We start from the raw sequence: 24,555 nt of genomic DNA on the forward strand, positions 1-24,555 counted from the left end.
TCATCCCAGAAAACCCGCCACCAGTGCTGCCAGGGCTTCGGGTTGGTCGTGGTGCAGCATGTGCCCCGCGTCTTCGATGCGGGCCACGCGGCAGTCGGGTACCCGTTGCAGGCGCTGGTGGTATTCATCCAGGGTGTACTGGCCTTTCCACCATTGACCCAGGCTGTCGTCAGAGGCTTCAACCGCCAGCAGCGGGGCACTGATGCGCGCGTAAAGCTCCAGGGCTTCATCGACCCGGTACAGCTGCGCGCTGGTGACTTTGTGGGCCGCTTCACCCAGGATCTGCCACTGCGGCTGTCCGTCGGCGCCAGTCACTTCGTGGGCCCAGTGCTGGGCCAGCCACTGGGCCTTGTCGGGGCCCAGGCGGGGGTTGGTCTTCATCAGGCGCTGCGCGACGCCGTCCAGGCCGTCGTAACCCTTCAGGGCCATGGCCCCCGAGTGAACTTTCTTGAGTTCGTCCATCCAGCGGGCATAGCGCCCAGGTGCCTGAGCCGGGCGGGTGGCGGGCATGCCGAAGCCCTCCAGGTTGACCAGGCGGCGGATGCGCTCCGGACGCGCGCCTGCGTACATCATGGCCACGTTGCCGCCCATGCTGTGGCCCACCAGGTCGACGGCCTGTGTGCCGGTGTAGCGGTCAAGCAGAAAGTCGAGGTCGCCCAGGTAATCGGGAAAACTGTAGTGGTCGCAGACCGCCCCGGTGGTCAGGCCAAAGCCGCGCCAGTCGGGTGCGATCACATACCGGTCGGTGGGCAGGGCGTCGATCACGAACTGGTAGGAGGCCGCCACATCCATCCAGCCGTGCACCATCACCAGAGGGGTCTGGCCGGCCTGCGGCTCGCCCCAGACGCGCACATGGTATTGAAGGCCCCGGATGGGCACGAATTCGCTGCGGGAGAGTCGTTTGGGCTGGTACATCGCGCGGATCATACGGAACGCGCCAAACGGGCGTCAGTCAACTCCAGGACAAGGTCGTGGCACGGGCCAGCAGAAAATTCTGCCCGCCCGTACACTCTTTGCCGCCGTTGTTCGCCAGGGCTGCCGTTCTTTGGGTGGGCCCATGGCATGCGCCCTCAGCGGCCCAGATTTTCATCAGACAGACCCATCGGAGTTTTCATGAACAAAGTCCAGCTTGGACAAAGCGATCTGCACGTCACGCCCATCTGCCTGGGCACCATGACCTTTGGCGAGCAGGTCGACGAGGCCACCTCTCATGCCATCCTGGACCGCTCATTGGCGGCAGGCGTCAATTTTCTGGACACCGCAGAGATGTATGCGGTGCCCGCCCGTGCCGAGACCTGCGGCGCCACTGAAACCATCATCGGCCACTGGTTCGCCAAGAACCCCGGTGCTCGCCAGCAGGTGGTGCTGGCCACCAAGGTGGCAGGCCCTTCGCGCGGCATGCCCTGGATCCGAGAGGGCGCGGGCATGACAGCAGCTGACATCGCGGCTTCGTGCGACGCGAGCCTGCGCCGACTGCAGACCGAGGTGATCGACCTCTACCAGATCCACTGGCCCGAGCGTCATGTGCCCGCCTTCGGTGCGATGTATTACGACCCCAGCAAGGAGCGCTCGGTCACCTCGATCCATGAACAGCTTGAGGCCCTGGGTCGCCTGGTGAAGGCTGGCAAGGTGCGTTATGTTGGCCTGTCCAACGAGACCCCTTATGGCGTGCACGAATTTGTGCGCCTGGCCGAACAGCATGGTCTGCCCCGCGTGGCCACCGTGCAGAACCCGTACTGCCTGATCAACCGCAGCTACGAGAACGCCCTGGACGAAAGCTGCCAGCGCCTGAATGTGTCGCTGCTGGCCTATTCGCCGCTGGGCTTCGGGCTGCTCACCGGCAAATACGACGCCAGTGGTATCGAAGGTCCTGAGGCCCCGAAGGATGGGCGCATCGCCCGTTATGAGTCGGTGCGCAAGCAGCGCTGGGGCCGCCCCGAGGCGTTGGAGGCCGCCCGACGCTACAACGCGCTGGCGCGCGAGCACGGCCTCACGCCCACCCAGTTGGCCCTGGCGTTCTGCTACACCAAGTGGCAGGTGGCCAGCACCATCATCGGTGTGACCTCGGTTGCCCAGCTCGATGAAGACCTGGCGGCCTGGGGCACCACGCTGTCGCCCGAGCTGTTGGCAGCGATCGATGCCATCCGCTGGGAGCAGCGCGACCCCGCCATCTGATCAGCCCGGCGGGCAAGGCTCAGGCGGCTGCCGAGGTCAGCGCCCCGGTCCGCCAAGGCGCACCAGGTTCGCCCAGGTCCCAGAACAAGCCGGCCATCAGGGCCAGGCCCTCGCGTGCCACCGAGCCCAGCAGATGCTCGTTCGGGGCGTGCTGTGCGCAGGCCGGGTAGGAATGCGGCACCCACAAGGTGGGCAAGCCCAGACCGTCCGAGAAGATGTCGTTGGGCAAGGAGCCGGCCAGGTTGGGCAGCAGGCTGGCTGGCTTGCCCGTGCTGGCCTGCATCGAAGCCAGGGCCCAGTCGATCCAGGGGTTGTCCAGGGCGAGGCGGGTGGCGGCACAGCGCATGCCCATGTCCAGCCGCACGTCGGTGAAGCCGTGCGCATCCAGGTGCTCACGCAGGTGCTGCTCGGCGTTTTGCCAGTCGGTGCCTACGACAAAGCGCAGCTGGCAGTGCGCCACGGCCGAGGCCGGGATGGCATTGATCGGCCGCACGGCCGAGCCGGCGCCCAGGCCCAGCACCTCCAGCGTGTTCCAGCCGACCAGGCGCTCGGCCGGCGTCAGGCCCGGCTCACCCCAGCCAGGGCTGAGTTCGGGGTCATCGGTGCCACCGCCCACCGGCAGGTCGAGCAGGGCCTGGCGCAGGCGTTCAGGTGGGGCTGGTGGACGGAGGGCGGCCACGCGCATTTCGCCTTGTGGCCCGATCAGACTGGCCACCGCGTGGCTCACGCGGGTGCCCGGGTTGCTCAACACCCCGCCCCAGTTGCCTGAGTGGTAGGCCCGGGGCCGCGGCTGCACCTGCAGTGAGAAATTGATGGCGCCCCGCGAACCCAGGAACAAGGTGGGGCGCTCGGCATGCACGCGCGGGCCGTCGCTGGCCAGGAACAGGTCGGCGCGCAGGGCCTCACGGTGTTGTTGGCAGAACTCGGCCAGGCCGGGGGAGCCGGCTTCCTCGCCCATCTCCAGCAGCACGGTCAGGTTGTAGCCCAGGCGCTGCTGGCGGGCCTGCAGGGTGTGGGCGAGGGCGCTGAGGTTGATGCTGTGCTGGCCTTTGTTGTCGGCGGTGCCGCGGCCATACCAGCGGTCTCCTTCGACACTCAACTGCCAGGGGTCCAGGCCGTCGCGCCATTGCGGCTTCTGGCCGTTGACCACATCGCCATGGCCATAGGTGAGCACGGTGGGGGCAGCCGGGTCTTCGATGCGGCGGGCCAGCAGGAAGGGGCCCGCACCGGGTACCGGGTTGGGCAGGATCTGCACTTCGAACCCCATCGCCTGCAGCACGGGGCTCATCTCGTCGCTCAGGTAGCCGAGCAGGGCAGCCCGCGAGGCCTCGGTGGCATCGGCCCCCAGATCGCTTTCGGTGCGCCAGGCGACCCGGCGCGCCAGGGTGGCGGCCAGGGCGCCGCTGTCGAGTTCGTGGCGGGCTTGCTGAATCAATTGGTCTCGGGTCATGTCGGGCTTTCGGTGAGGTGGGTGGGCCGCCCCGACACCCCGGCGAACACGAGGGTGGGGAGGGTCAGGAGCCGATGTAGCGGTCCTTGCGGTGGTTCATGGTGAGGATCAGGTTCAGCACCACGGCGCCGGCCACTGACAGGGCCACGTTGGGCAGCGGTGCCGTCCACAGGGCCAGCAGCAGGATGGCGCAGTCGATGGCCATCTGGATATGGCCGGCCTTCCAGCCCCGGCTTTCCTGCAGGTAGAATGCCAGGATGCCGACCCCGCCCAGGCTGGCGCGGTGGCGGAACAGCATCAAGAAGCCGACGCCCAGCAGCACGCCGCCGAGCACGCTGGCATAGACCGGGTCGAGCTGCGCAAAGCTGATCCAGTGCGGGGTCCATTCGGCCAGCAGCGACAGCAGGGCCACCGCCACGATCGTCTTGAGCACAAAGGCGCGCTCCATGCGGCGCCAGGCCAGCACGTAAAAGGGCAGGTTCAGCACGAAGAACACCTTGCCGAAGCTGATGCCACTGGCGTAATGCACGATGAAAGCCAGCCCGGCCATGCCCCCGGTGAGCAGGTGGTCGTGCCCATAGATGGCCACGCCCAGGGCGATCAGCAGGGTGGCTGAGAACAGCGCGAAGGCGTCTTCCGTGAGGCTGTGGGGGGCCACACCGCTGACGGGTGAACTCGGCGCGGGCGCTGCGGCTGGGGGAGATTCGGGGGCTCCCGGTTGTGGCATTGGCGCGGCGATCGGCGCCACTGTCTGGGCAGGTTCTGGTGTGTTCATGGCGAGGATTGTCCGAAAAGTCGTGCACGGCCTGCAGCAAGAGCGAGGCCAGGCCGTGGAAAGCCGGGTAGCAGACCACAGGGCGGTGCCCGAAGGCGTGATCCGGATCAGACTTTGTCGGAAATGCAGGGTTCGACCTGTCGGGCCGCACCGCTGCCAGAGGGGTGTGCATGCCCGGCATCACTCCAGTGTCAGGTGGGCGCGTGCTGCAGCGGCGCGGAACTGGGTGATCTCTTGCTCCATCAGCCGGGTCATGGTGGCCGGGTCCTGGTACACCGGCTCCAGGGCCTGGGCGCGAAACTGCTTTTGCACTTCGGGCAGGGCCATCACTGCACGCAGTTCACGGCCCAGGCGTTCCAGCACGGGGGCGGGGGTGCCGGCCGGCGCGGCCATGGCGTACCAGCCCTCGAAGCTGGCGTCGGGCAGGCCCAGCTCGGTCAGCGTGGGCACCTGGGGCAGCGAGCTCACCCGGACGCGGCTGGGGGTGGCCAGCGCACGCAGTTTGCCCGCCTTGATCAGGGGGCCGGCACTGGCCACGGTGTCAAAGGTCGCCTCGACCTCGCCCGACATCAGGGCTGAGCTGACCTGGGCGCTGCCCTTGTAGGGGATGTCTTGCAGCGTGACGCCTGCACTCAAGCCCAGCAGCAGGCCAGCCAGGTGGGGCGCGGTGGCACTGCCATAGGTGGCGTAACGCACCGAGCCGGGTTGACGCCGAGCAGCATTCAGCAGCTCCGGCAAGGTCTTGAAGGGTGACTGGGCGGGCACCACCACCACCAGCGGGGCCCGGGCCAGCACGGCCACGGCACTCAGGTCTTTGAAGGGGTCGTAGTTCAGCCGGGGCTTCAGGGCCGGGTTCACCGAATAGGTGGTCGAGCCTGACACCAGCAAGGTGTAGCCGTCGGGGGCGGATCGGGTCACGGCTTCGGTGCCGATCAGGGTCGAGGCCCCGGGCTTGTTGTCAATCACCACTGCCTGACCCAGGCGCGGTGACAGGGCTTGCCCGAGGGCCCGACCCACGATGTCGGTGCCGCCACCGGGTGGAAAAGGCACCACGATGCGCACCGACCGGTTGGGCCAGGGCTCGGCGGTGGCCAGGGCGGTCTGGCTCAGACTGGCGCATCCGGCCAGGGCCAGAAGGGAAAGGGCACAGCGGCGTTGCATGGCATTCCTTTTTTGCCGCGGCAGAGGCTGCGGCGCTCAACAGAGGGGGGATGAAGACTTGCTGGGCTCCATTAGAAGCCGAGTGAGGGTTTGTCAGGGCATGAAACATGCTTGCTCTCATTAGAGAATTCACAAAGCAACGTTGCTTTGATCAGAACGTTGAATGCCAAAGGACCTGCCGTGAAACTGCCCTTGTTCAGCCTGCCCTTGCGCTACTTTGCGGTGGTCGCCCGCACCCGCAGCGTGAGCGAGGCCGCGCGCCAGCTCCATGTCGCGGCTTCAGCGGTCAGCCGCCAGGTCAGCCTGCTGGAAGACGCGTTGGGCCTGGCCTTGTTCGAGCGCGCTCACCGGGGCATGACGCCCACCCCCGCTGGGGAACGCCTGTTGGCCCATCTGTCGTCGGCCACCGAAGAAGGCCAGTTCGTGCTGGAGCAGTTGGGCGGCTTGGCCGGTCGGGTGCGGGTGCGCCTGGCTTGTACCGAAGGTTTCGCCGCGGGCTTCGTGGCCGGCGCATTGCAGTCGTTTCGACAGGCCCACCCAGGGGCCCAGCTGACGTTGCAGGTGGTGGCTCCTGATCAGGTCAATCAGTTGCTGCGCCAGGGCGAGGTGGACCTGGGGCTCAAGTACAGCCTCAGTCCCGAGAAGGAGGTGGAGGTGCTGCACACCGTGCTGGCCCCGGTGCTGGCCGTGATGCGCCCCGCTCATCCGTTGGCGGCCAAACCCCGTGTGCGGCTGGCCGAAGCGGTGCGTTACCCGCTGCTGCTGGGTGAACCGGGCACCACCAGCCGTCGCTTGTTCGACCAGGGCTGCGCCCTGCAGGGGCTGCAATATGCACCGGCCTTGGTGAGCAACTTCTCGCCCGCCCTGATGTCGATGATGGGTGAGCTGGATGTGTTGCCCGCGGGCTACCTGACGGTGTCGCACGCGGTGGAGCAAGGTCAGCTCAAGGCCGTGCCATTTGCCGAGCCCGGCCTGCAGCAACGGCGGCTGTGCCTGCTGGCACAAAGCGGGCGGCCTTTGCTGCCCCCGGTGCAGGCCCTGGCTGACCTGCTGGTGGCCGGAGTGGGGCAGTTCGGCAAGCGCAAGGTGCGCGCCAGGGCACCGCGCCGCGCGCCGGTGGCCAAGGCGTAACATCTCAACCCTGTTGTTTGCCGGGCCGATGGGCCCGGGACTGTCCATGGCCAAGAAAGAACACGTCTCCGAAACACCCGCCACCCAGTGGCTCAAGGCCCACCGGGTGGCCTACACCGAACACCCTTACGAGTACCTGGAGCACGGCGGCGCCCTGCACAGCGCCGAGGTGCTGGGGCAGGACCCCTACACCGTGGTCAAGACCTTGATCATGCAAGACCAGGATGCCAAGCCCCTGGTGGTGCTGATGCATGGCAACCGCAAGGTGTCGACCAAAAACCTGGCGCGCCAGATCGGGGCCAAGTCGGTGGAGCCCTGCGCACCCGAGGTGGCCAACCGGCACAGCGGCTACCTGGTCGGGGGTACCTCGCCCTTCGGAACGCGCAAGCAAATGCCGGTCTACATTGAGGAAACCATCCTGGGCTTGCCCCGCATCTGCATCAACGGCGGGCGCCGCGGGTTTCTGGTCGGCATCGACCCTCAGGTGTGCGTGGCTCAACTGGGTGCCCGGCCGGTGCAGTGCGCGCTGGCAGAATGAGCGTCTTGGACCTGAACCGGGCGCATCTGCGGCCGGCTCAGGGCTTTTTGCAGATAGCACAGAGGTAGAACAAGTTGGAGATTCTTTACACACTGGCGGCCACGCTGTTGGCCTACCTGCTCGGCTCGCTGTCGTTTGCCGTCATCGTGAGCCACGTGATGGGCCTGAATGACCCGCGCACCTACGGCAGCAAGAACCCCGGCGCCACCAATGTGCTGCGTTCGGGCAGCAAGGCTGCAGCCATCGTCACCCTGTTGCTGGATGCCTTGAAGGGCTGGCTGCCCGTGGTGTTGGTGCGCTGGTACGGCCCCCGCTGGGGCCTGGACGACGGGACGGTCGCGTTGGTGGGGCTGGCGGCCTTTCTGGGCCATCTGTACCCGGTGTTCTTCCGCTTTCAGGGGGGCAAGGGCGTGGCCACGGCGCTCGGGGTGTTGTTCGGCGTTGATGCCGTGCTGGGCCTGGCGGCCGGGGCGATCTGGTTGCTGATGGCGGTGCTGTTCCGCTATTCGTCACTGTCGTCACTGACGGCGGCCGTGGCGGCTCCGCTGGTCTATGTGCTGGCCAGTGGCACGGCCTGGTATGCCGAGACGCCCGAGTTGCTGGCCCTGGTGGCCATGGCCGCTTTCCTGGTGTATCGGCATCGCGAGAACATCCAGCGCCTGCTGGCAGGCACTGAGTCACGTCTGGGGCAGAAGAAGAAATCCTGAGGCCCAGGGCCTGGTGCCTGGAACCCGTCAGCCGCAGCCTGTCAGTAGCTGCGTGGCTGTTGCGAGCGGGCCACCGAGATCATGACCGCGTGGTTGATCATGAGTTTGACGGCATCGGAGGGCACGGCGGCCTGGATGCGTTGCTCGCCCAGGGCAATGTTGCGCAGACGAGGGTGCGGGTAGGGCTCGCCCCGCGGGTCGATCAGGCTGGCTACCAGGGGTTGGTTGAGTTGCGCGGTGCGCCTCAGCACCACGGCCAGGTCCTGGTTGTCGAGCCTCACGTAGGTGCCTGGCGGGCACAGGCCCACATGCCGTACCAAGGCCTGGGCCACGTCGTCATGGCGCCCCTGACTGGCACTGATGACCGCGCGCAGCGAGTCGGTCACGCTGCGACCCGGACGCGAGCGCCGCGGGCTGATCATGGCCGCATAGCGGTCGGTCACCTGCAGGATGTGGGTCAGGCGCAGCATCGGGTCGGGCGCGCTGCCGGGCAGCGTCATGGGCAGGTTCTCGTGGTGCGAGGCCACGATGGCCAGCCAGAGTTCATCCTTGATGCCCACGCGGGCCAGCAGCATGCAGCTTTTGACCGAGTGGGCGTCGATGTTGGTCTGCTGCTCGACCGAGGGGCGCGTGGTCTGTTCGGCCAGTTCGTCCTGCAGCGCCGTCATCGAGATGTTCATCGTCAAGGCGGCGGCCACCAGACTGTCGCGTTGCCCGGCGGGCAGTTGCAACTCGAGGGCGATGATGTGGCAAAGCGCCGCGCACACCAGGGAGTGGGTGGTGCTGTAGCCTGCGATCGAGGTGCCCGCCATCTGGAACAGCAGGTATAGCGCGGTGTCGGCATCCTGCTCGAGCAGTTCCTGCATCCAGCGGTCGTGCTGTCGAAGTTTTTGATGAAAGCCTTCAACGTTGTCGGGCACGGCCAGCAGCATGCCCAGCCCGGATTCCAGGTCGCTCCATTGGCTCAGCAGGTCCTCATAGCTTTCGCTCGGACCCTCCTGGGCCAAGTGCATGGGCAGGGTGTCGCCGCTCACAGCCGCTTTTCCAGCACCATCTGGTCACTGACCCGGTGCATTTGGAACCGATTCAGGAAGCTGTTGCCCAGCAGTACCACCGGCATGGCCATGGGGGTGACAACCGCCTCCACATCAGATACTTCAACATCGCCGACGCGCACGCTTTGAAGCTGGATGCGCCAACCCTGCGCCGTGCCGTTGGCCGTCTGCATCTGTACTGGCTGTCCACCGAGAAAGGCCAGTCCCATGCGTTCGGCGTCCGCGCGGCCGATGGACACCACCGTGGCCCCTGTGTCGATCACGAACTGCATGATCTGGCCGTTGATGGCGCCTTGGCTTTTGAAATGTCCGGCACTGTCCGAGGTCAGGGTGATTTGCTTGCCATTGGCCGGGCGCGCCGCCGCGCTGCCGGGCTTGAGCTGCACCGGCGACTCGCCCAGTCGCAGGGTGAAGCGCTGGCCGTCCTGCTCCAGTACGGCGCTGTCCTTGTCAAGGGACACCAGCCGCACGCCCTGAAAGGTCTCGCCCAGGGCCACGGCCTTGGGGGCGGAGGCCCCCACCAGCAACAAAGCTTTTCCACCGAGGATGCCGGACAGGACCACCTGGCCTGTCGCCGGCAGGCACAGGCCCAAAGCCAGCCCCGCCAGGGCCAGGCCGACAAGTCGGGGCCTCAGTGAGGGGGGCGGCATGAACCGGTGGGGCATGCGCAGAGGATCAGTCGCGGAAGTTGTTGAAGTCGACCGGGATGTCGGTGATGTCTTTGCGGATCAGGGCCATGGCGGTCTGCAGGTCGTCGCGCTTGGCGCCGGTGACACGCACGGCATCGCCCTGGATGGCGGCCTGAACCTTGAGCTTGCTGTCCTTGATCAGCTTCTGGATCTTCTTGGCAGCCTCGGATTCGATGCCATTGCGCACTTTGACCACCTGCTTGACCTTGTCGCCGCCGATCTTCTGGACCGCGCCCTTGTCGAGGAAGCGCACGTCCACATTGCGCTTGGTCAGCTTGTTGCGCAGGATGTCTTCGACCTGGTCGAGCTGGAACTCGGCGTCGCCGAACAGGGTGATTTCCTTGTCCTTGAGTTCGATGGCGGCGGAGGTGCCCTTGAAATCGAAGCGGGTGCTGATTTCCTTGGCCGCGTTTTCAACGGCATTTTTGACTTCCACCAGATTGGCTTCGCAGACGGTATCGAATGAGGGCATGACGGGATGAACCAGGGCAAATGAGACAATATCGCCGATGTTAGTCGAGAAAAATGTCCCGCTCCAGCCTTACAACACCTTCGGGATCGTGGCCCGTGCCCAGACCCTGGTGCGCGTGCGCGCCCCGGCGGATCTGGCGGAGCTGATGGCCGACCCCGAACTGGGCCCAGCCCCCAAATGGGTGCTGGGTGGGGGCAGCAACATCGTGCTCACGGGCGATGTGCGCGATGTGGTGCTGAAGATGGAGATCAAGGGCCTGCGCGTGCTGGACGAAACGCCCCGCGCCTGGATCGTCGAGGCGGGCGCTGGCGAGGCCTGGCATGACACCGTGGCCTGGACCCTGGACCAGAACCTGCCCGGCCTGGAGAACATGGCCCTGATCCCGGGCACCGTGGGCGCCTCGCCGGTGCAGAACATCGGCGCCTATGGCGTTGAATTGCAGGACCGCTTTGAATCACTCGATGCGTTTGATCTGCTGACCGGGCAGACCTTCAGCCTCGATGCTGCCCAATGCGCCTTCGGCTACCGCGATTCGGTGTTCAAGCACCGGGCGCCCACGTCGCCGCAGGATGCCTCGCTGCCCCTGGGGCTGGGCCTGGCCGGCCGGGCCGTGATCACCCGGGTGCGCCTGCGCCTGCCCAAGCCCTGGAAACCCGAGCTGGGCTATCTGGATCTGGAGCGACGCCGAGTCCAGGCCGGCATTGAACAGCCCGAGGCGCGGCAGATCTTCGACTGGGTGTGCGACATCCGCCGCAGCAAATTGCCCGACCCGGCTGAGGTGGGCAATGCCGGCAGCTTTTTCAAGAACCCCTCGGTCACCCCCGAACAATGTGCCGACATCATTGCCCGCGAGCCCCGCATCGTGCATTACCCCATGGCCGATGGCAGCATCAAGCTGGCGGCGGGCTGGCTGATCGACGCCTGCGGTTGGAAGGGCAAGTCGGTGGGCAAGGCGGGGGTTTATGACAAGCAGGCCCTGGTGCTGGTGAACCGTGGCCAAGGTGCCGACAGCGTGACCGGCGGCGAGGTGATGACGCTGGCACGCGCCATCCAGACCAGTGTCTATGAACGCTTCGGCATCCGGCTGGAGCCCGAGCCCGTGGTGATCTGAACCCCGGGGCCCGGGCCGGTGGGGCCGGTTCAGGCCACCATCTTCTTGAGCGAGGCGATCACGGCCGGGCCGTTGAAGGGCTTGACGATCCAGCCCTTGATGCCGGCGGCTTTGCCGCGCTCTTTCATGGCGGGTGAGTTTTCGGTGGTCAGCATGATGATGTTGACGTTGCTATTCTTCAGCTCGCTGCGCACTTTTTCGGCCATGGTCAGGCCGTCCATGTTGGGCATGTTGACGTCGCAGATCACCAGTTTGAGGGCTGGATCGGCCTGGAGCTTGCTCAGGCCGTCTCGGCCGTCGACGGCCAGGGACACGCCCAGGCCATTCGATTTGAGGAAGTCGCCGACTTCGTTGCGGACAGTGCTCGAATCATCGACCACGAGGATTTGTGCCATGGGGGCTCCTGGTTCAATCAAAACAGTTCAAGTTCGCCCACGCCCTGGTCGGCCGGGGCGGGGAGTTGGAAGTCGAAGTCGAGGTCTTCGGACTCGCTCACACACAAGGTCAGGTAAAGCGGTGGTTCACCATCGAGCAGCAGTTGAAAGTGCTGCAGATGCCCCGCCTTGAGGATGCCAAGGTGGCGGGTGCAGTGGCTTTCGACGATGTGGGGGGTGGACATGCCCACCCAGGCGTACAGGCCACCCAGGTCGCGGTTGACGCTGCCGCAGCACAGGTTGCCGGCCTCGCAGACGGCATCCAGAAAGGCCTGGTGGGACAGGTCTTCTGCGTTTTGGCGGCTCAGGCCGGCGAAATGGCGACGCAGGGCCGGGGTGTCGCTGAAATAGACCACGACGAGCATGCGAAACAGCAGCGAGGCCACGCTCAGCACCACGGCGTGACTGGCCGGGGGCTGGCGCCAGGCCGGGACGGCCGACAAATCGGTGACCACGTCCCCCGGCTTGACCAATGAGGCCCTCATGCCCTGCATGACCATGCGATCGAAGCCTGCTTTGGCACGTTGGCTGATCATGCGCAAGGCTCCTGCGCACTTTGCAGCCCGTCGACCAGGCCCAGGATCTTGCGGTTCTGCAACTCCAGCCCGGTGACGGCGCCCACGATCATCTTGCCGCCGGCCTGCATGTCCTGGAAGGTGGTGGTGGTGATCAAGTCGTTCTCGTACAGGCTGCTGCGGAAGTCCTGGGCCAGCTTTTCGGCGCGCACCGACAGTGAGCGCATCTCGTCGGCCACGACCGCAAAGCCGCGCCCCATGGTGCCGGCGCGCGCTGCTTCGATCGAGGCGTTGAGCGCCACGATCACCAACTGGCGCACGATGGAGGCGAATTCGTCGTTCTTGTTGTGCATGGCCCGGTTGTGGCCGAGCAGGAAGTCCATGCTGGCGTGCCAGCGTTCGTAGGTTTTGCCCACGTTGCGCAGCTCGGTGATGGAGCGGTCCAGCGTGTTGCACTGGCTGGCAATCTGGTTCTGGGTCTGGCTGGCTTGGGCCAGGCTGTGGGTCAGTCGGAGTTGCTGCTCGCCGATCAGGGTTTGCTGGCGGGTGTCCCACTGCCTTTGGGCTTCGTGCAGGCGTTGTTCCAGGGCATGGATCTGGTCTTGCAGTTCGTCGATCCTGGCCTGGGCAAGTTGATCGTTGTCGTCCAGCCGTTGTCGGGGGACCATGGTCTGCAGGGTGGCGTGCAGCCTGCGTGCGCGCCAGCCCAACATCAGGCTCAAGACGATGGCGCCCATCAGGAGGGTCAGCATCAGCGTGATCGTCATCTTGCGTGCCTTTTCTTGCTCAAACGACTTGGGGGCGTTGTGGTGCCACAGCGTGCACACCCAGTGAAGCGGGGAGGTGGATCCGGGTTTCGAAGGGTGCGTGGTCGCGCAGGGGCGCTTCAGCCAGCAAGCGCAACTCGATGCGGCCGCCGGCTGATTCGACAAACATCTTCACCGCGTCCATGCCGACACCGCGGCCGGACACCTCGGTCACTTTGCTGGCAGTGGAGAAGCCTGGGGCGAAGATCAACTGGGCCAGGTCTTGGGGCGCCAGCTCTTGACTGGCATCGAGCAGGCCTTGCTCGATCGCTTTGGCTTTGATGCGTTGCAACGCCAGGCCTCGCCCGTCATCGCGCAGCGTGAGGTACAGGCCCTGGCCATCGAGCTGCATGTCGATGCGAAGGGTGCCGGCAATGGGCTTGTCAGCCGCCACACGCTCCAGGATGGGCTCGATGCCGTGGTCCAGGGCATTGCGCAGCAGGTGCATGAACACGTTGGAAAGCAAAGGAATGGCCGCCGGGCGCAGCAGCACGCCGTGGTCGGCCACCACCACCTTGGGGGCCTCTTTGCCGAGCTCCAGGGCCAAGGAGGGGAGCGATTCGACCACGCCGGACAAGGCCTCTTGCAGGCTTTGGCTGCCCAGTGTGGCCAGCCGACACTGAATGTCCCGGATGGCCTGTGCCGCAGCGCTCAGGTCGCTGGTGTCCACGCCTTCGAGCATTTGCAGCGTGTGCTGAATTTCGGCCTGCGACACGGTGTGTGCCGTCTCGCCGGCGGGGGCCTTCTGGCCGCGGCTGAGCTTGTCGGCGTTCAGGCTGGCGTATTCCTCCAACGCACGACGGGCCTGGGTCAGCTCGGCCTCCAATCGCTCGTTGTTCCAGGCCAGGGTCGGGTTCTGGCGCAGATCGTCGTAGCTTTGCTCGGCCTGATGCAGCGCGTCGGTGAGGGTGTTCAGCCCATATGTACGGGCATTGCCCTTGACGGTGTGCATGTTGCGAAAGAGCAGGTCCAGGTGCCCGCGCCGAGTGGCGTCGTTCTGGTTGGCGGTGGCTTGCAGGGTTTGCAGGTTCTCGTCGAGAAACTGGCGCGCGCCCACCAGGAAGTTGTCGAAGCGGTCTTGTGGCACCGACAGGATTTCGCCAATCATGGCGAGCTCGCGTTTCTGGGCGTCGGCCGCCTTGGCCAGGGATTTGAGTTCGGTCACGTCTCGCACGCACAGCAGCAATCGTTCGGTCGTGTCTTGCTCGTTGGTGATCGGTGACCAGATCAGGTCCAGGATCTTGATGCGGCCATCGGGCAGCGTTTTTTCGACCTCGCAGGGCAGCAGGTGGGCATTGAAGTCGAAATTCATGCGGTCTTCGCCGATGCAGGCGGCTACCGCGGTTTCGACCTGCGAACGGGCATCGGCACCCAGGTTCACGCCGGCAAAGATCACCTCGAAGAAGTCGCGCCCGGCGATGTCTTCTGTCTCCAGCACGGTGCTCAGGAAGTCAGAAAACTCGGGGTGGATGGTGTTGCCGTTTTCGATCGTCAGAATGCCCTGGGGCACGTTGTGCAGCATGGCGTGGATGTCGGCAGTCTTCTGGCGCACCAGAGCGCTGCTTTCCTCGATCTTTTCGATCATGGTGTTGAATGCGGCGATCGAGCGCCCCACCTCATCCTGCCGGGTGACGGGCAGGCGGTGCGTGTAGTCCTGGCTGGTCGCGATCTCGGTCATCTTCAATTCCATGTCCTTGATCGGGTGGACCACCTGGCGGTACAGAATGCGGCCGATGGCCACCAGCAGCAGCACGGCCAGCACGGTGGCGATGGTCAGCGTGGTGGTGGTGCTGGTCAGGTGGCTGTTCATGCTCTCGATGGCCGCATCTTTGCTGCGGCGCTTTTCGATCTGCAGGGTGTCGAGCAGGGCACCTTGTTCGCGCAGGTACTGGTCGACCGTGGCACCCATGTTGGCCTCGGCCATGTCCTTCATGCCCTTGAGCTTGAAGTTGGCGGTGTCGTCGATGGCGCTGAAGTAGTTCTTCAGGCTTTCTGCGGCCTCTTTGACCAGCCCTTTCTGGGCACTGCTGTCGGCCATCTGAAGCTGTAGGTCCAGCGCCTTTTGCAGGATCTCCTTCTTCTGGGCCAGCTCGTCGCGGGTGCGGGCGACGGTCTGCTCATCGGGGGCGGCCACCATGCTCATGGCGGCCATCTGCACATCCTTGAGCTGGCCCTGCAACTCCACCGAGTGCAGGGCGCTGGGCACCACGCCCTCGGTCACGCTGCGCACCTCGGAGGCACTGCCGTGGGACTGGAACACGGCAAAGGTACCGATCGAGCTGAGGGCGAGAAAAGTCAAGGTGATCAGCAACACGATGCGTTGGCGGATGTTCATGGCGGTGTCTTTCGCGATGGGCGGGGCACCGACCGCTCGATAGCAGCTTGTGGCTGTTGCGTTCGGCGCGGTGGTGACACGGTGGGTGGGCGCCCCGGTCGCCTGTGCCAGTCCATGGGAGCGGACCGACCTGGGGCCGGGCTTGGGCGTTGATCTTCCCGGGGTGCCATGACCTGTCGATGGCGAAACCATGACGATTCCATGAATCACGGCGCCGTGATGGCGGTGCTCTGCGTGGGCCGCAGAGGCCCAAAACAAAAAAAGCCAGTCGGCTGGTGGCCGCTGGCTTGGGGGATGCCTGCCCGTCTGGGCGGCATCTGGGGTGGGTGTTGCTCAGTCCTGCTTGCGCGGCAGCGAGGGCAGGGGCGAGTTGCCGCCCAACGACAGGAGGCCGGCATTGGTGTAGATGCCCAGCTTGTCGCGGGTGTCGACGATGTCGAGGTTGCGCATGGTCAGCTGGCCGATGCGGTCAGCTGGTGAGAAGGGGGCGTCTTCAACCTTTTCCATCGACAGGCGCTCGGGCGCGTAGGTCAGGTTGGGGCTTTCGGTGTTCAGCAGCGAGTAGTCGTTGCCACGGCGCAGCTCCAGCGTGACGGTGCCGGTGACGGCGCGGGCCACCCAGCGCTGGGCGGATTCGCGCAGCATGATGGCTTGCGGGTCGAACCAGCGGCCCTGGTACAGCAGACGACCCAGCTTCAGGCCGTTGAGGCGGTACTGCTCGATGGTGTCTTCGTTGTGGATGCCGGTGACCAGGCGTTCGTAGGCGATGTGCAGGAGGGCCAGGCCGGGGGCCTCGTAGATGCCTCGGCTCTTGGCTTCGATGATCCGATTCTCGATCTGGTCACTCATGCCCAGGCCGTGACGGCCACCGATGCGGTTGGCTTCCAGGATCAGTTCGACGGGGTCATTGAACTGGATGCCATTGAGAGCCACGGGCTGGCCTTCTTCGAAAGTCACGCTGACTTCTTCGCGCTTCACCTCGACATCGTCGCGCCAGAAGGCCACACCCATGATGGGGTTGACGATGCGGATGCCGCTGTTGAGGTTTTCCAGGTCCTTGGCTTCGTGGGTGGCACCCAGCATGTTGGAGTCGGTCGAGTAGGCCTTTTCAGCCGACATCTTGTAGCCGAAGCCTTCGGCGGTCATGAAGGCCGACATCTCGGCGCGGCCACCGAGTTCGTCGATGAACTTCTGGTCCAGCCAGGGCTTGTAGATCTTCAGGGCCGGATTGGTCAGCAGGCCGTAGCGGTAGAAGCGCTCGATGTCATTGCCCTTGAAGGTGCTGCCGTCGCCCCAGATGTTGACGTCGTCTTCCTTCATGGCGGCCACCAGCATGGTGCCGGTCACGGCGCGGCCCAGCGGGGTGGTGTTGAAGTAGGTCACACCCGCGGTGGAGATGTGGAAGGCGCCGGCCTGCAGGGCGGCAATGCCTTCGTGGGCCAGTTGGGTGCGGCAGTCGACCAGGCGAGCCTGCTCAGCGCCATAGAGCTTGGCCTTGCGCGGGATCTCTTCGTAGTCGGGCTCGTCGGGTTGGCCCAGGTTGGCCGTATAGGCATAGGGCAGGGCGCCCTTTTTCTTCATCCACAACAGCGCGGCACTGGTGTCCAGGCCGCCGGAGAAGGCGATACCGACTTTTTGCCCCAGGGGCAGGTCTTGCAGAATGGTGGCCATGTTCGGTCCTAGTGGGTGGATCAGCCGAAATGGCAGATGTAGTGGTAAGCCTCGGTCACGCGGATCTCGAACGAGGAGTTGCCGGGGACCTTGAACGATTCGCCCGCGCCTGCCTTGACCCATTCCGTGCTGCCAGCCAGCTTGTATTCGCACGAGCCGCCCACGCCTTCCATGATTTCCGGGGCGCCGGTGTTGAAGGTCAGCGTGGCGGGCAGGATCACGCCGACGCTTTTCTTGGTGCCGTCGGCCAGGGCGAAGCCGTGGCTCACGCACTTGCCGTCAAAGTAGACGTTGGCTTTCGTGGTCAAGGCCACGTTCTGGATGGTTTCAGTGGTCATGGAGGTGAATCCGTTGGAGGTGAGGCCACAAGCCGACCTGCAGGCGTTGCGCAAGAAGTCGAATTCGGGCAAACCTCGATTTTAGGCCACGCCGCGGGCCTGTGCCCGGGCGCGCAGACTCACTGCCGTGCCCATCGCGCATCGCGCATCAGTGGGCCGGGTAGGGTTGGGGCGTGTTGTTGTAGACCGGCGCCGTCACGGGCTGCGGGCCCGAGGCCGGGTAGCCGGGGTGGCTGACACGGCCATTGATGACCGGGCTCACCTGCACGGGCAGGTACTGGCCAGGGTCGTTGGGCATCTGGACCGTGTACTGGCGACCAGCGTATTCGTAGGTCACGTTGTAAGCCACGGTCCGGTTTTCATAGACCGTCTGGGTGCTGCAGTTCTGGACGTTGCGCACCTGGGGCTGGCTGGGGGCCTCAATCGAATTGCCAAGCAAGGCCCCCCCGAGCACACCGATCACCGTGGCCACGGCCTTGCCGCTGCCGCCGCCCACCGCATTGCCCACGGCACCGCCGGCCACGGCGCCCATGGCCGCACCGGCCCCTGAGGTGGTGCCGGGGGTGGCGACTTGCTGGTTGGTGCAGACCTGCTGGGGCACCGCCACCTGCTGAATGATGGGGGTGGTGGAGACCACTCGGGCCATTTCCTGGGCCGACGCTGCGCCGGCCAACAGAGCGGTGCTCAAGAGGGCCAGGCCGAAGACAAAGGGCTTGTTCATGGAAAACCTCAGTTCAAGTGTTGTTTGCTGAACGCTTGGGGGCGCTTCAGGGTTGACCCGCAGTCTAGAGAGCGGGTTCCTGAGGTGTGTCGGCGCGGCTGTAAATGGATGTAACAGGACGTGAGGCCCGACTCAGCGGCTACGCTGCGTCCAGGCTTCGGCCTTGAAGCCCACCGTGAAGCGAGGTTGGGCCTGGGGGCCCCAGTCAACGACGGGGCGCTTGATCACGCTGGGTTGCTGCAGCATGAGGGCGCGGGCGCCGGCATCGTCCTGGACCGTGGCTTGCAAGGCTGGTTCCAGCTTGCGCAAGGTGGTGCCTTGGCGGTTCACCAGCTTGTCCCAGCCCAGGGCCGGTAGCCAGGCGTCCAGCTCGGCCTCGGGCACGCCTTGTTTCTTGAAGTCATGAAAGTCGAATGCCAGCCCTTGCTCGGTGAGCCATTGGCGGGCTTTCTTGACGGTGTCGCAGTTGGGGATGCCGTAGACGGTGATCTTGGGGTGATTCATGGGCCGAGATGATGCAGCAGGCCGTGCTGCGCGACAATCCTGGGTCTTATGAGAAATCCCCTGCCTACCACCCTGGACGCCTGGCTGACCCATTGCGAGCGGCTGCACCCGAAAAACATTGAGATGGGTCTGGACCGCGTGCGCGAGGTGGCGCGTCGCATGGACCTGCGTTTTGACGTGCCTGTGATCACGGTGGCGGGCACCAATGGCAAGGGCTCGACCTGTGCCATGCTGGAGGCCATCCTGCTGCAGGCCGGCTACCGTCCCGGTGTGTACACCTCGCCGCACCTGGTGCATTTTCAGGAACGCTGCCGGGTGCATGGCGAGATCGTCACGCCCGAAGCCCTGCTCCCGCACTTTGAGGCCGTTGAGCTGGCGCGCCTGCGGGGCGATGAGGTGTCGCTGAGCTATTTCGAGTTCACCACGCTGGCGATCCTGCGCTGCCTGTCGATGGCCGGGCTGGATGTGGCCATCCTGGAGGTGGGCCTGGGCGGGCGTCTGGATGCGGTCAACCTGATCGATGCGGACTGCGCCGTCATCACCAGCATCGACCTCGATCACATGGAGTACCTGGGCCACGACCGCGAGACGATTGGCCTGGAGAAGGCCGGCATCATGCGCACCGGTCGCCCGGTGGTGGTGAGTGACCCGCTGCCGCCGCAAAGCGTGCTGGATCGGGCGCTGGAGATCGGTGCTGATCTGTGGCGTTTCGGTACGGATTTCAATTTCTCAGGCGACAAGCTGCAATGGGGTTGGGCCGGCCGCGGGCGCCGTTACAGCGGTCTGGCCTACCCCGCCTTGCGCGGCGCCAACCAATTGGTCAATGCCTCTGGTGTGCTGGCGGCTTTGACGGCCTTGCGCGAACGCCTGCCCATCACAGCCCAGGCGGTGCGCAATGGGCTGGCCATGGTGGAGTTGCCCGGTCGCTTCCAGATCGTGCCGGGCCAGCCCACGCTGGTGCTGGACGTGGCGCACAACCCCCATTCGGTGGCGGCCTTGTCGGCCAATCTCGACGCCATGGGCTTCTATCCCTGTACCCATGCGGTGCTGGGAGCGATGGCCGACAAGGATCTGGGGCCCATGCTGGCGCGCATTGCTCCCTTGGTGGATCGCTGGTATTTCACCGACCTGCCGACCCCGCGCGCCGAGTCGGCCGCCGGGCTGCAAGCCAAGTGGCACGCACTGCAGATGGTGGCGGGCGGGCGACGTGAGGTCAGCACGGCCACCTTCCCGGATCCTCAGCAGGCCTTGGCGGCGGCCGTGGCCGCCGCAGACCCGGCTGATAGAATCGTGGCCTTTGGATCGTTCTTCACGGTGGGTGGTGTTCTCAAAGACGGCATTCCCCGCCTTCACGCCAAACATCTGGACGCCTGACGCCCACACTTCATGGCTTTTTTCAAGTTTCGCTGGCCCCTGGGGGGCGCTTCCAAAGGCCGTGACGAGCGGCCGCCGGCTTCATCGCAAGGTGACAGTGTGGAAGTGCTGCGCCGCCGCGCCCGCCATCGATTGATCGGTGCCGCCGTATTGGTCTTGGCTGGCGTGTTGGGCTTTCCGCTGCTGTTCGACACTCAGCCCCGACCGATTCCGGTGGACATCCCGATCGCCATCCCGGATAAGAACAAGTCGCCTGCGCTGGCTTTGCCGACGCCGCCGGTGACCGTCGGCAGCGTGTCTGATTCAGGCATCGGCCCTGACGAAGAGGTGGTGCCTTCCTCCAGCCCGCGCACAGAAACCCGAGCCGCCGCCAAACCGGCCGCTGAACCGCGCAAGGAAGCACCCAAGGTTGAGGCCAAGGCCGAAACCAGGCCCGAATCCAAGTCTGAGCACAAAGACAAGCCAGAGGCCCGCGCGGAGCGAAAGCCCGACCCCAAGCCGGAATCCAAACCCGAACCCAAGCCTGAAGCCCGGGCCGTGGCCAAGGCCGAAGCGAAGCCGGAACCCAAACCCGAAACCAGATCCGATGGCAAGGCTGCGGAGGACGCAGCCCGGGCGCGTGCCTTGCTCGAAGGCAAGAGTGCCGCTGAAGCGCCTCATGCACCTGCCGCCGCAGACAGTGCCCGCTTCATCGTGCAGGTGGGCGCCTTCAGTGATGCTGCCAAGGCTCGCGACGCCCGACTCAAGCTGGAAAAGGCAGGGCTGAAAACGTATACCCAGGTGATCGAGACCGGTGACGGCAAGCGCATTCGCGTGCGTGTGGGCCCTTTTGCGGGCAAGGCAGAGGCCGACAAAGCGGCCTCGCGCATCAAGTCACTTGATCTTCCAGCATCCATCCTGACCTTGTGAGCAGTGATGCATAAGGCTGACGGATGGCTGTAGCGGACATGGTCCTGCTGGCGGTGCTGGGGGTGTCCCTGGTGATCGGCGCCTGGCGGGGGTTGGTGTATGAGACGGTCTCACTGGCTGGATGGGTGGTTGCATTCATCGCCGGGCAGTGGTTTGCCCTGGACGCTGCGGCGTACTTGCCGCTCGGATCTGCTGATGGATCGTTGCGTTATGCGGCTGGTTTTCTGGTGGTGTTTGTGGCGGCCATCTTTGCCTCGGCGTTGGTGGCTTTCATGGCGCAGAAGTTGGTGGCGGCCATCGGTATGCGGCCCGCAGACCGCGCGATGGGGGCCTTGTTTGGCCTGGTTCGCGGGGCGGTATTGTTGCTCGCGGTGGCGGTGGTGATTCAGGTCACGCCGCTGCACGAGGGCGGATGGTGGCAGGAGTCAAAAGGTGCACCGGTGCTTGCGGCGGTGCTGGATGGTTTGAAGCCGGCGTTGCCGGCACAGTTTGGAAGATATCTTCCTTGATCGGGGTTTTGTCATGTGTGGAATCGTCGGCGTTGTCAGCAACGCCCCTGTGAATCAGCTTATCTATGATGCCTTGCTGCTGTTGCAGCACCGCGGCCAGGATGCGGCCGGCATCGTGACCCAGCAGGAGCGCAAATTCTTCATGCACAAGGCCAAAGGCATGGTGCGTGACGTTTTCCGCACCCGCAACATGCGGGCACTGCCGGGATCGGTGGGCCTGGGTCAGGTGCGTTACCCCACGGCCGGCAATGCCTACAGCGAGGAAGAGGCCCAGCCCTTCTACGTGAATGCACCTTTCGGCATCGTGCTGGTGCACAACGGCAACCTGACCAATGCCAAGACCCTGCGTTCGGAGCTGTTTTCCACCGATCACCGTCACACCAATACCGAAAGTGATTCGGAGGTGCTGCTCAACGTGTTCGCCCATGAGTTGGAACGCGCGACCCGCGGCTTGCCGCTGCAGGCTGAAGAGGTGTTCACGGCCGTGCGTGCAGTGCACAAGCGGGTCAAGGGTTCGTATGCCGTGATCGCCCTGATCGCGGGTCATGGCCTGCTGGCTTTCCGCGATCCTCACGGTATCCGTCCCTTGGCCATGGGCCGCAGTGCGGATGGCACCGTGATGGTGGCCAGTGAGTCGGTGGCCTTGGAGGGCACAGGCCATGTGTTCGAGCGCAACGTCGAGCCGGGCGAGGCCGTGTTCATTGACCTGAAGGGTCAGATGTCGTCTCAGCAATGCGCCGACAACCCCAAGCTCAATCCCTGCATTTTTGAATTTGTCTACCTGGCTCGCCCTGACTCGGTGCTGGACAATATTTCGGTCTACCAGGCCCGCCTGAACCTGGGTGAGAGCCTGGCCAAGCGGGTGGTTTCCACGGTGCCCCCGAGTGAGATCGATGTGGTCATTCCGATCCCCGAGTCCAGCCGGCCCAGCGCCACCCAACTGGCACACCTCTTGGGTATCCCTTACCGCGAAGGGTTCGTCAAGAACCGCTATGTTGGCCGCACTTTCATCATGCCGGGCCAGGGTGTGCGCAAGAAGTCGGTGCGCCAGAAGCTCAATGTGATCGGCAGCGAGTTCAAGGGCCGCAACGTGCTGCTGGTCGATGATTCGATCGTTCGCGGAACCACCAGCCGCGAGATCGTGCAGATGGCACGCGATGCTGGCGCCAACAAGGTTTACATGGCCAGCGCAGCTCCGCCGGTGCGTTATCCGAATGTGTACGGCATTGACATGCCCACCAGCTCTGAACTGGTGGCCCATGACCGCACAGTCGAAGAGGTGCGCCAGATCATCGGCTGCGACGCCCTGATCTACCAGGATGTGGATGGCATGAAGGCCGCCATCGGCTCTCTCAACAGCAGCATCAGCGGCTTCGATGCCTCGTGCTTTGACGGCGTTTACGTGACCGGCGACATCACCTCTGACGACATCGCCCGCCTCAACGAGAACCGTGTGGGACAGGAAGAAGGCGAGCCCGATACCTCGCGCTTGGCCTTGCCCAACGCCCAGGAGGCCTGAGCCCGCCAAGGCCTTTTTTGCCCTTCACCTCGCCCTGGCCACTTCGGTGGCCAGTGGCCTTTTAGAACTGAACACCATGACCACCGTTTCCCCCACTGTGCGCACGCGTTTCGCGCCTTCGCCAACCGGCTTCATCCACCTGGGCAACATCCGCTCGGCGCTTTATCCTTGGGCCTTTGCCCGCGCCAACCAGGGCGTGTTCGTCTTGCGCATCGAAGATACCGACCTGGAGCGCTCCTCCCAGGCCGCGGTCGATGTGATCATTGAAGGCATGAAGTGGCTGGGCCTGGACCATGACGAGGGGCCGTTCTACCAAATGCAGCGCATGGCGCGCTACAAGGAAGTGCTGGCTCAGTTGCAGGCTGCTGGCCACGTCTACCCGTGCTACATGAGTGTGACGGAGCTGGATGCGCTGCGTGAACGTCAGATGGCGGCCAAGGAAAAGCCGCGCTATGACGGCACCTGGCGTCCGGCACCTGGCAAAACCCTGCCCCCGGTCCCCGAGGGGGTGCAACCGGTGCTGCGCTTCAAGAACCCCCAGGAAGGTTCTGTGGTGTGGGAGGACAAGGTCAAAGGGCGCATCGAGATCAGCAACGATGAATTGGATGACCTGGTGATTGCCCGTCCCGATGGCACGCCGACCTACAACTTCTGCGTGGTGGTTGACGACATCGACATGGCGATCACCCACGTGATCCGTGGTGATGACCACGTGAACAACACGCCGCGCCAGATCAACATCTTCCGTGCGCTGGGCCAAGAGCCCCCGGTGTATGCCCACCTGCCCACCGTGCTCAATGAGCAGGGTGAAAAGATGAGCAAGCGCAACGGCGCCAAGCCGGTGACCCAATACCGTGACGAGGGCTACCTGCCCGATGCCATGGTCAATTACCTGGCGCGACTGGGTTGGTCGCATGGTGACGATGAAATTTTCAGTCGTGAGCAGTTCCTGGGCTGGTTCAGTCTGGATCACCTGGGGCGCAGCGCCGCCCAGTTTGACGAGGCCAAGCTGCGCTGGGTGAATGCACAGCATCTCAAGGCACTCGATGATGCGACCCTCGCTGGCTTGGTGTTGCCCTTCGCTGCCAAACTGGGCTTGTCGGGCCTGGATGATGGTCGCCTGCCGGCCATCTGCGGCCTGTTCAAGGATCGTTGCGACACTTTGGTGGCCCTGGCCGACTGGGTGAAGGTGTTCTACGCTGAAGAAGTCAGCCCCCAGGCCGACGAACTGGCCAAGCACGTCACGGATGCGGTGCGCCCAGCGCTCCAGGCGCTGGATGCCCGTCTGCAGGTCTGTGCCTGGGACAAGCCTTCAATTTCCGCGGCCATCAAGGAAACACTGACCGAATTTGGCCTTAAGATGCCGCACTTGGCGATGCCAGTGCGTGTTCTCACGGCTGGTACGGCGCATACGCCGTCGGTCGATGCACTGCTTGAATTGCTCGGTCGAGAAAAAATTTCGCTGAGATTGCGAAACGCCTAAAAATGTGACTATAATTTGAGGCTCAGGAGTTAACGACATAAATAAAACGATGTTGAAGACAAATGAGCTAACTTGAAGTTAGATCAAGCTAGATGTGGGGGTATAGCTCAGCTGGGAGAGCGCTTGCATGGCATGCAAGAGGTCATCGGTTCGATCCCGTTTACCTCCACCAC

Annotated in this window: 25 protein-coding genes and 1 tRNA gene; 11 read left to right on the forward strand and 15 right to left on the reverse strand. The window is 64.6% G+C overall.

Annotation, left to right across the window (positions count from 1 at the left end):
* A complete protein-coding gene (locus tag AC07PT_RS08920; RefSeq protein WP_494656471.1) occupies nucleotides 1-915 on the reverse strand; it encodes an alpha/beta fold hydrolase in 915 nt (304 codons plus the stop codon).
* A gap of 198 nt (nucleotides 916-1,113) precedes the next feature.
* Between AC07PT_RS08920 and AC07PT_RS08925 the strand changes: the two genes are divergently transcribed.
* Nucleotides 1,114-2,175 (forward strand): aldo/keto reductase, encoded by a 1,062-nt coding sequence (locus AC07PT_RS08925; RefSeq protein ID WP_494656472.1) that lies wholly within the window; start codon nucleotides 1,114-1,116, stop codon nucleotides 2,173-2,175.
* Nucleotides 2,176-2,194: 19 nt separating this feature from the next.
* Here the strand turns inward: AC07PT_RS08925 and AC07PT_RS08930 are convergent, their stop codons facing one another.
* The 3 genes from AC07PT_RS08930 to AC07PT_RS08940 all read right to left on the reverse strand — a co-directional run bounded on the left by AC07PT_RS08930 (nucleotide 2,195) and on the right by AC07PT_RS08940 (nucleotide 5,561).
* Nucleotides 2,195-3,625 (reverse strand): M20 family metallopeptidase, encoded by a 1,431-nt coding sequence (locus AC07PT_RS08930; RefSeq protein WP_494656473.1) that lies wholly within the window; start codon nucleotides 3,623-3,625, stop codon nucleotides 2,195-2,197.
* A 64-nt stretch (nucleotides 3,626-3,689) separates the two neighbouring features.
* Complete coding sequence (locus AC07PT_RS08935; protein ID WP_492346968.1) at nucleotides 3,690-4,400, reverse strand: DUF6198 family protein; 711 nt, start codon at nucleotides 4,398-4,400, stop codon at nucleotides 3,690-3,692.
* Between the two features lie 180 nt (nucleotides 4,401-4,580).
* A complete protein-coding gene (locus tag AC07PT_RS08940) occupies nucleotides 4,581-5,561 on the reverse strand; it encodes a Bug family tripartite tricarboxylate transporter substrate binding protein (RefSeq protein WP_494656474.1) in 981 nt (326 codons plus the stop codon).
* Nucleotides 5,562-5,741: 180 nt separating this feature from the next.
* Between AC07PT_RS08940 and AC07PT_RS08945 the strand changes: the two genes are divergently transcribed.
* From AC07PT_RS08945 to plsY, 3 genes are all read left to right on the forward strand, one after another.
* Complete coding sequence (locus tag AC07PT_RS08945) at nucleotides 5,742-6,692, forward strand: LysR family transcriptional regulator (protein ID WP_494656475.1); 951 nt, start codon at nucleotides 5,742-5,744, stop codon at nucleotides 6,690-6,692.
* A gap of 46 nt (nucleotides 6,693-6,738) precedes the next feature.
* Complete coding sequence (gene ybaK / locus AC07PT_RS08950; protein WP_019577626.1) at nucleotides 6,739-7,230, forward strand: Cys-tRNA(Pro) deacylase; 492 nt, start codon at nucleotides 6,739-6,741, stop codon at nucleotides 7,228-7,230.
* Nucleotides 7,231-7,304: 74 nt separating this feature from the next.
* The gene (gene plsY, locus AC07PT_RS08955; RefSeq protein WP_492346971.1) at nucleotides 7,305-7,937 is read left to right on the forward strand and encodes a glycerol-3-phosphate 1-O-acyltransferase PlsY; all 633 of its coding nucleotides are present in this window, start codon (nucleotides 7,305-7,307) and stop codon (nucleotides 7,935-7,937) included.
* Nucleotides 7,938-7,978: 41 nt separating this feature from the next.
* On the opposite strand, the gene AC07PT_RS08960 is transcribed toward plsY, so the two are convergent.
* From AC07PT_RS08960 to AC07PT_RS08970, 3 genes are read right to left on the reverse strand one after another with little or no spacing between them, the layout of a single operon-like run.
* Entirely contained in the window at nucleotides 7,979-8,971 is a 993-nt protein-coding gene (locus AC07PT_RS08960; RefSeq protein ID WP_492346972.1) for an HD-GYP domain-containing protein, read from the reverse strand.
* Nucleotides 8,968-9,642 (reverse strand): retropepsin-like aspartic protease family protein, encoded by a 675-nt coding sequence (locus tag AC07PT_RS08965; RefSeq protein ID WP_494656476.1) that lies wholly within the window; start codon nucleotides 9,640-9,642, stop codon nucleotides 8,968-8,970. The genes AC07PT_RS08960 and AC07PT_RS08965 overlap by 4 nt, the downstream gene beginning before the upstream one ends.
* A gap of 25 nt (nucleotides 9,643-9,667) precedes the next feature.
* Nucleotides 9,668-10,153 carry a YajQ family cyclic di-GMP-binding protein gene (locus AC07PT_RS08970; RefSeq protein ID WP_019577630.1) on the reverse strand — a complete coding sequence of 162 codons (486 nt, stop codon included), beginning with the start codon at nucleotides 10,151-10,153 and terminating at the stop codon, nucleotides 9,668-9,670.
* 37 nt (nucleotides 10,154-10,190) lie between these two features.
* Here AC07PT_RS08970 and murB point away from each other — a divergent pair, with 37 nt between their 5' ends.
* Entirely contained in the window at nucleotides 10,191-11,264 is a 1,074-nt protein-coding gene (gene murB / locus AC07PT_RS08975; RefSeq protein ID WP_494656477.1) for a UDP-N-acetylmuramate dehydrogenase, read from the forward strand.
* 29 nt (nucleotides 11,265-11,293) lie between these two features.
* On the opposite strand, the gene AC07PT_RS08980 is transcribed toward murB, so the two are convergent.
* From AC07PT_RS08980 to AC07PT_RS09015, 8 genes are all read right to left on the reverse strand, one after another.
* Nucleotides 11,294-11,659, reverse strand: coding sequence for a response regulator (locus tag AC07PT_RS08980; protein ID WP_494656478.1), 366 nt, complete (start codon nucleotides 11,657-11,659; stop codon nucleotides 11,294-11,296).
* 17 nt (nucleotides 11,660-11,676) lie between these two features.
* On the reverse strand, nucleotides 11,677-12,234 hold the full coding sequence (locus AC07PT_RS08985; RefSeq protein WP_494656479.1) for a hypothetical protein: 558 nt from the start codon (nucleotides 12,232-12,234) through the stop codon (nucleotides 11,677-11,679).
* Nucleotides 12,231-12,980 (reverse strand): methyl-accepting chemotaxis protein, encoded by a 750-nt coding sequence (locus AC07PT_RS08990; RefSeq protein WP_494656480.1) that lies wholly within the window; start codon nucleotides 12,978-12,980, stop codon nucleotides 12,231-12,233. The genes AC07PT_RS08985 and AC07PT_RS08990 overlap by 4 nt, the downstream gene beginning before the upstream one ends.
* 19 nt (nucleotides 12,981-12,999) lie before the next feature.
* Nucleotides 13,000-15,354 carry an ATP-binding protein gene (locus AC07PT_RS08995; protein ID WP_494656481.1) on the reverse strand — a complete coding sequence of 785 codons (2,355 nt, stop codon included), beginning with the start codon at nucleotides 15,352-15,354 and terminating at the stop codon, nucleotides 13,000-13,002.
* A 333-nt stretch (nucleotides 15,355-15,687) separates the two neighbouring features.
* Nucleotides 15,688-17,025, reverse strand: a complete 1,338-nt coding sequence (gene argG / locus AC07PT_RS09000) for an argininosuccinate synthase (protein ID WP_492346980.1) — start codon at nucleotides 17,023-17,025, stop codon at nucleotides 15,688-15,690.
* A gap of 20 nt (nucleotides 17,026-17,045) precedes the next feature.
* Nucleotides 17,046-17,363, reverse strand: a complete 318-nt coding sequence (gene ppnP / locus AC07PT_RS09005; RefSeq protein WP_492346981.1) for a pyrimidine/purine nucleoside phosphorylase — start codon at nucleotides 17,361-17,363, stop codon at nucleotides 17,046-17,048.
* A gap of 148 nt (nucleotides 17,364-17,511) precedes the next feature.
* Nucleotides 17,512-18,084, reverse strand: a complete 573-nt coding sequence (locus AC07PT_RS09010; RefSeq protein ID WP_494656482.1) for a glycine zipper 2TM domain-containing protein — start codon at nucleotides 18,082-18,084, stop codon at nucleotides 17,512-17,514.
* Nucleotides 18,085-18,216: 132 nt separating this feature from the next.
* Entirely contained in the window at nucleotides 18,217-18,588 is a 372-nt protein-coding gene (locus tag AC07PT_RS09015) for an arsenate reductase (protein ID WP_494656483.1), read from the reverse strand.
* 48 nt (nucleotides 18,589-18,636) lie between these two features.
* Here AC07PT_RS09015 and folC point away from each other — a divergent pair, with 48 nt between their 5' ends.
* From folC to AC07PT_RS09045, 6 genes are all read left to right on the forward strand, one after another.
* Complete coding sequence (folC, locus tag AC07PT_RS09020; protein ID WP_494656484.1) at nucleotides 18,637-19,962, forward strand: bifunctional tetrahydrofolate synthase/dihydrofolate synthase; 1,326 nt, start codon at nucleotides 18,637-18,639, stop codon at nucleotides 19,960-19,962.
* Nucleotides 19,963-19,974: 12 nt separating this feature from the next.
* Nucleotides 19,975-20,871, forward strand: a complete 897-nt coding sequence (locus AC07PT_RS09025) for an SPOR domain-containing protein (RefSeq protein WP_494656485.1) — start codon at nucleotides 19,975-19,977, stop codon at nucleotides 20,869-20,871.
* A 23-nt stretch (nucleotides 20,872-20,894) separates the two neighbouring features.
* Nucleotides 20,895-21,380: a CvpA family protein gene (locus AC07PT_RS09030; RefSeq protein WP_492346986.1), complete on the forward strand. Its 486-nt coding sequence runs from the start codon at nucleotides 20,895-20,897 to the stop codon at nucleotides 21,378-21,380.
* Nucleotides 21,381-21,393: 13 nt separating this feature from the next.
* Entirely contained in the window at nucleotides 21,394-22,899 is a 1,506-nt protein-coding gene (gene purF / locus AC07PT_RS09035) for an amidophosphoribosyltransferase (protein WP_492346987.1), read from the forward strand.
* Nucleotides 22,900-22,975: 76 nt separating this feature from the next.
* The gene (gene gltX, locus AC07PT_RS09040) at nucleotides 22,976-24,382 is read left to right on the forward strand and encodes a glutamate--tRNA ligase (protein ID WP_492346988.1); all 1,407 of its coding nucleotides are present in this window, start codon (nucleotides 22,976-22,978) and stop codon (nucleotides 24,380-24,382) included.
* Between the two features lie 96 nt (nucleotides 24,383-24,478).
* Nucleotides 24,479-24,554 (forward strand) — tRNA-Ala (locus AC07PT_RS09045).
* The last annotated feature ends 1 nt before the right edge of the window (nucleotide 24,555 follow it).

It is taken from the genome of Curvibacter sp. GW821-FHT09D12 (genome assembly GCF_059416245.1).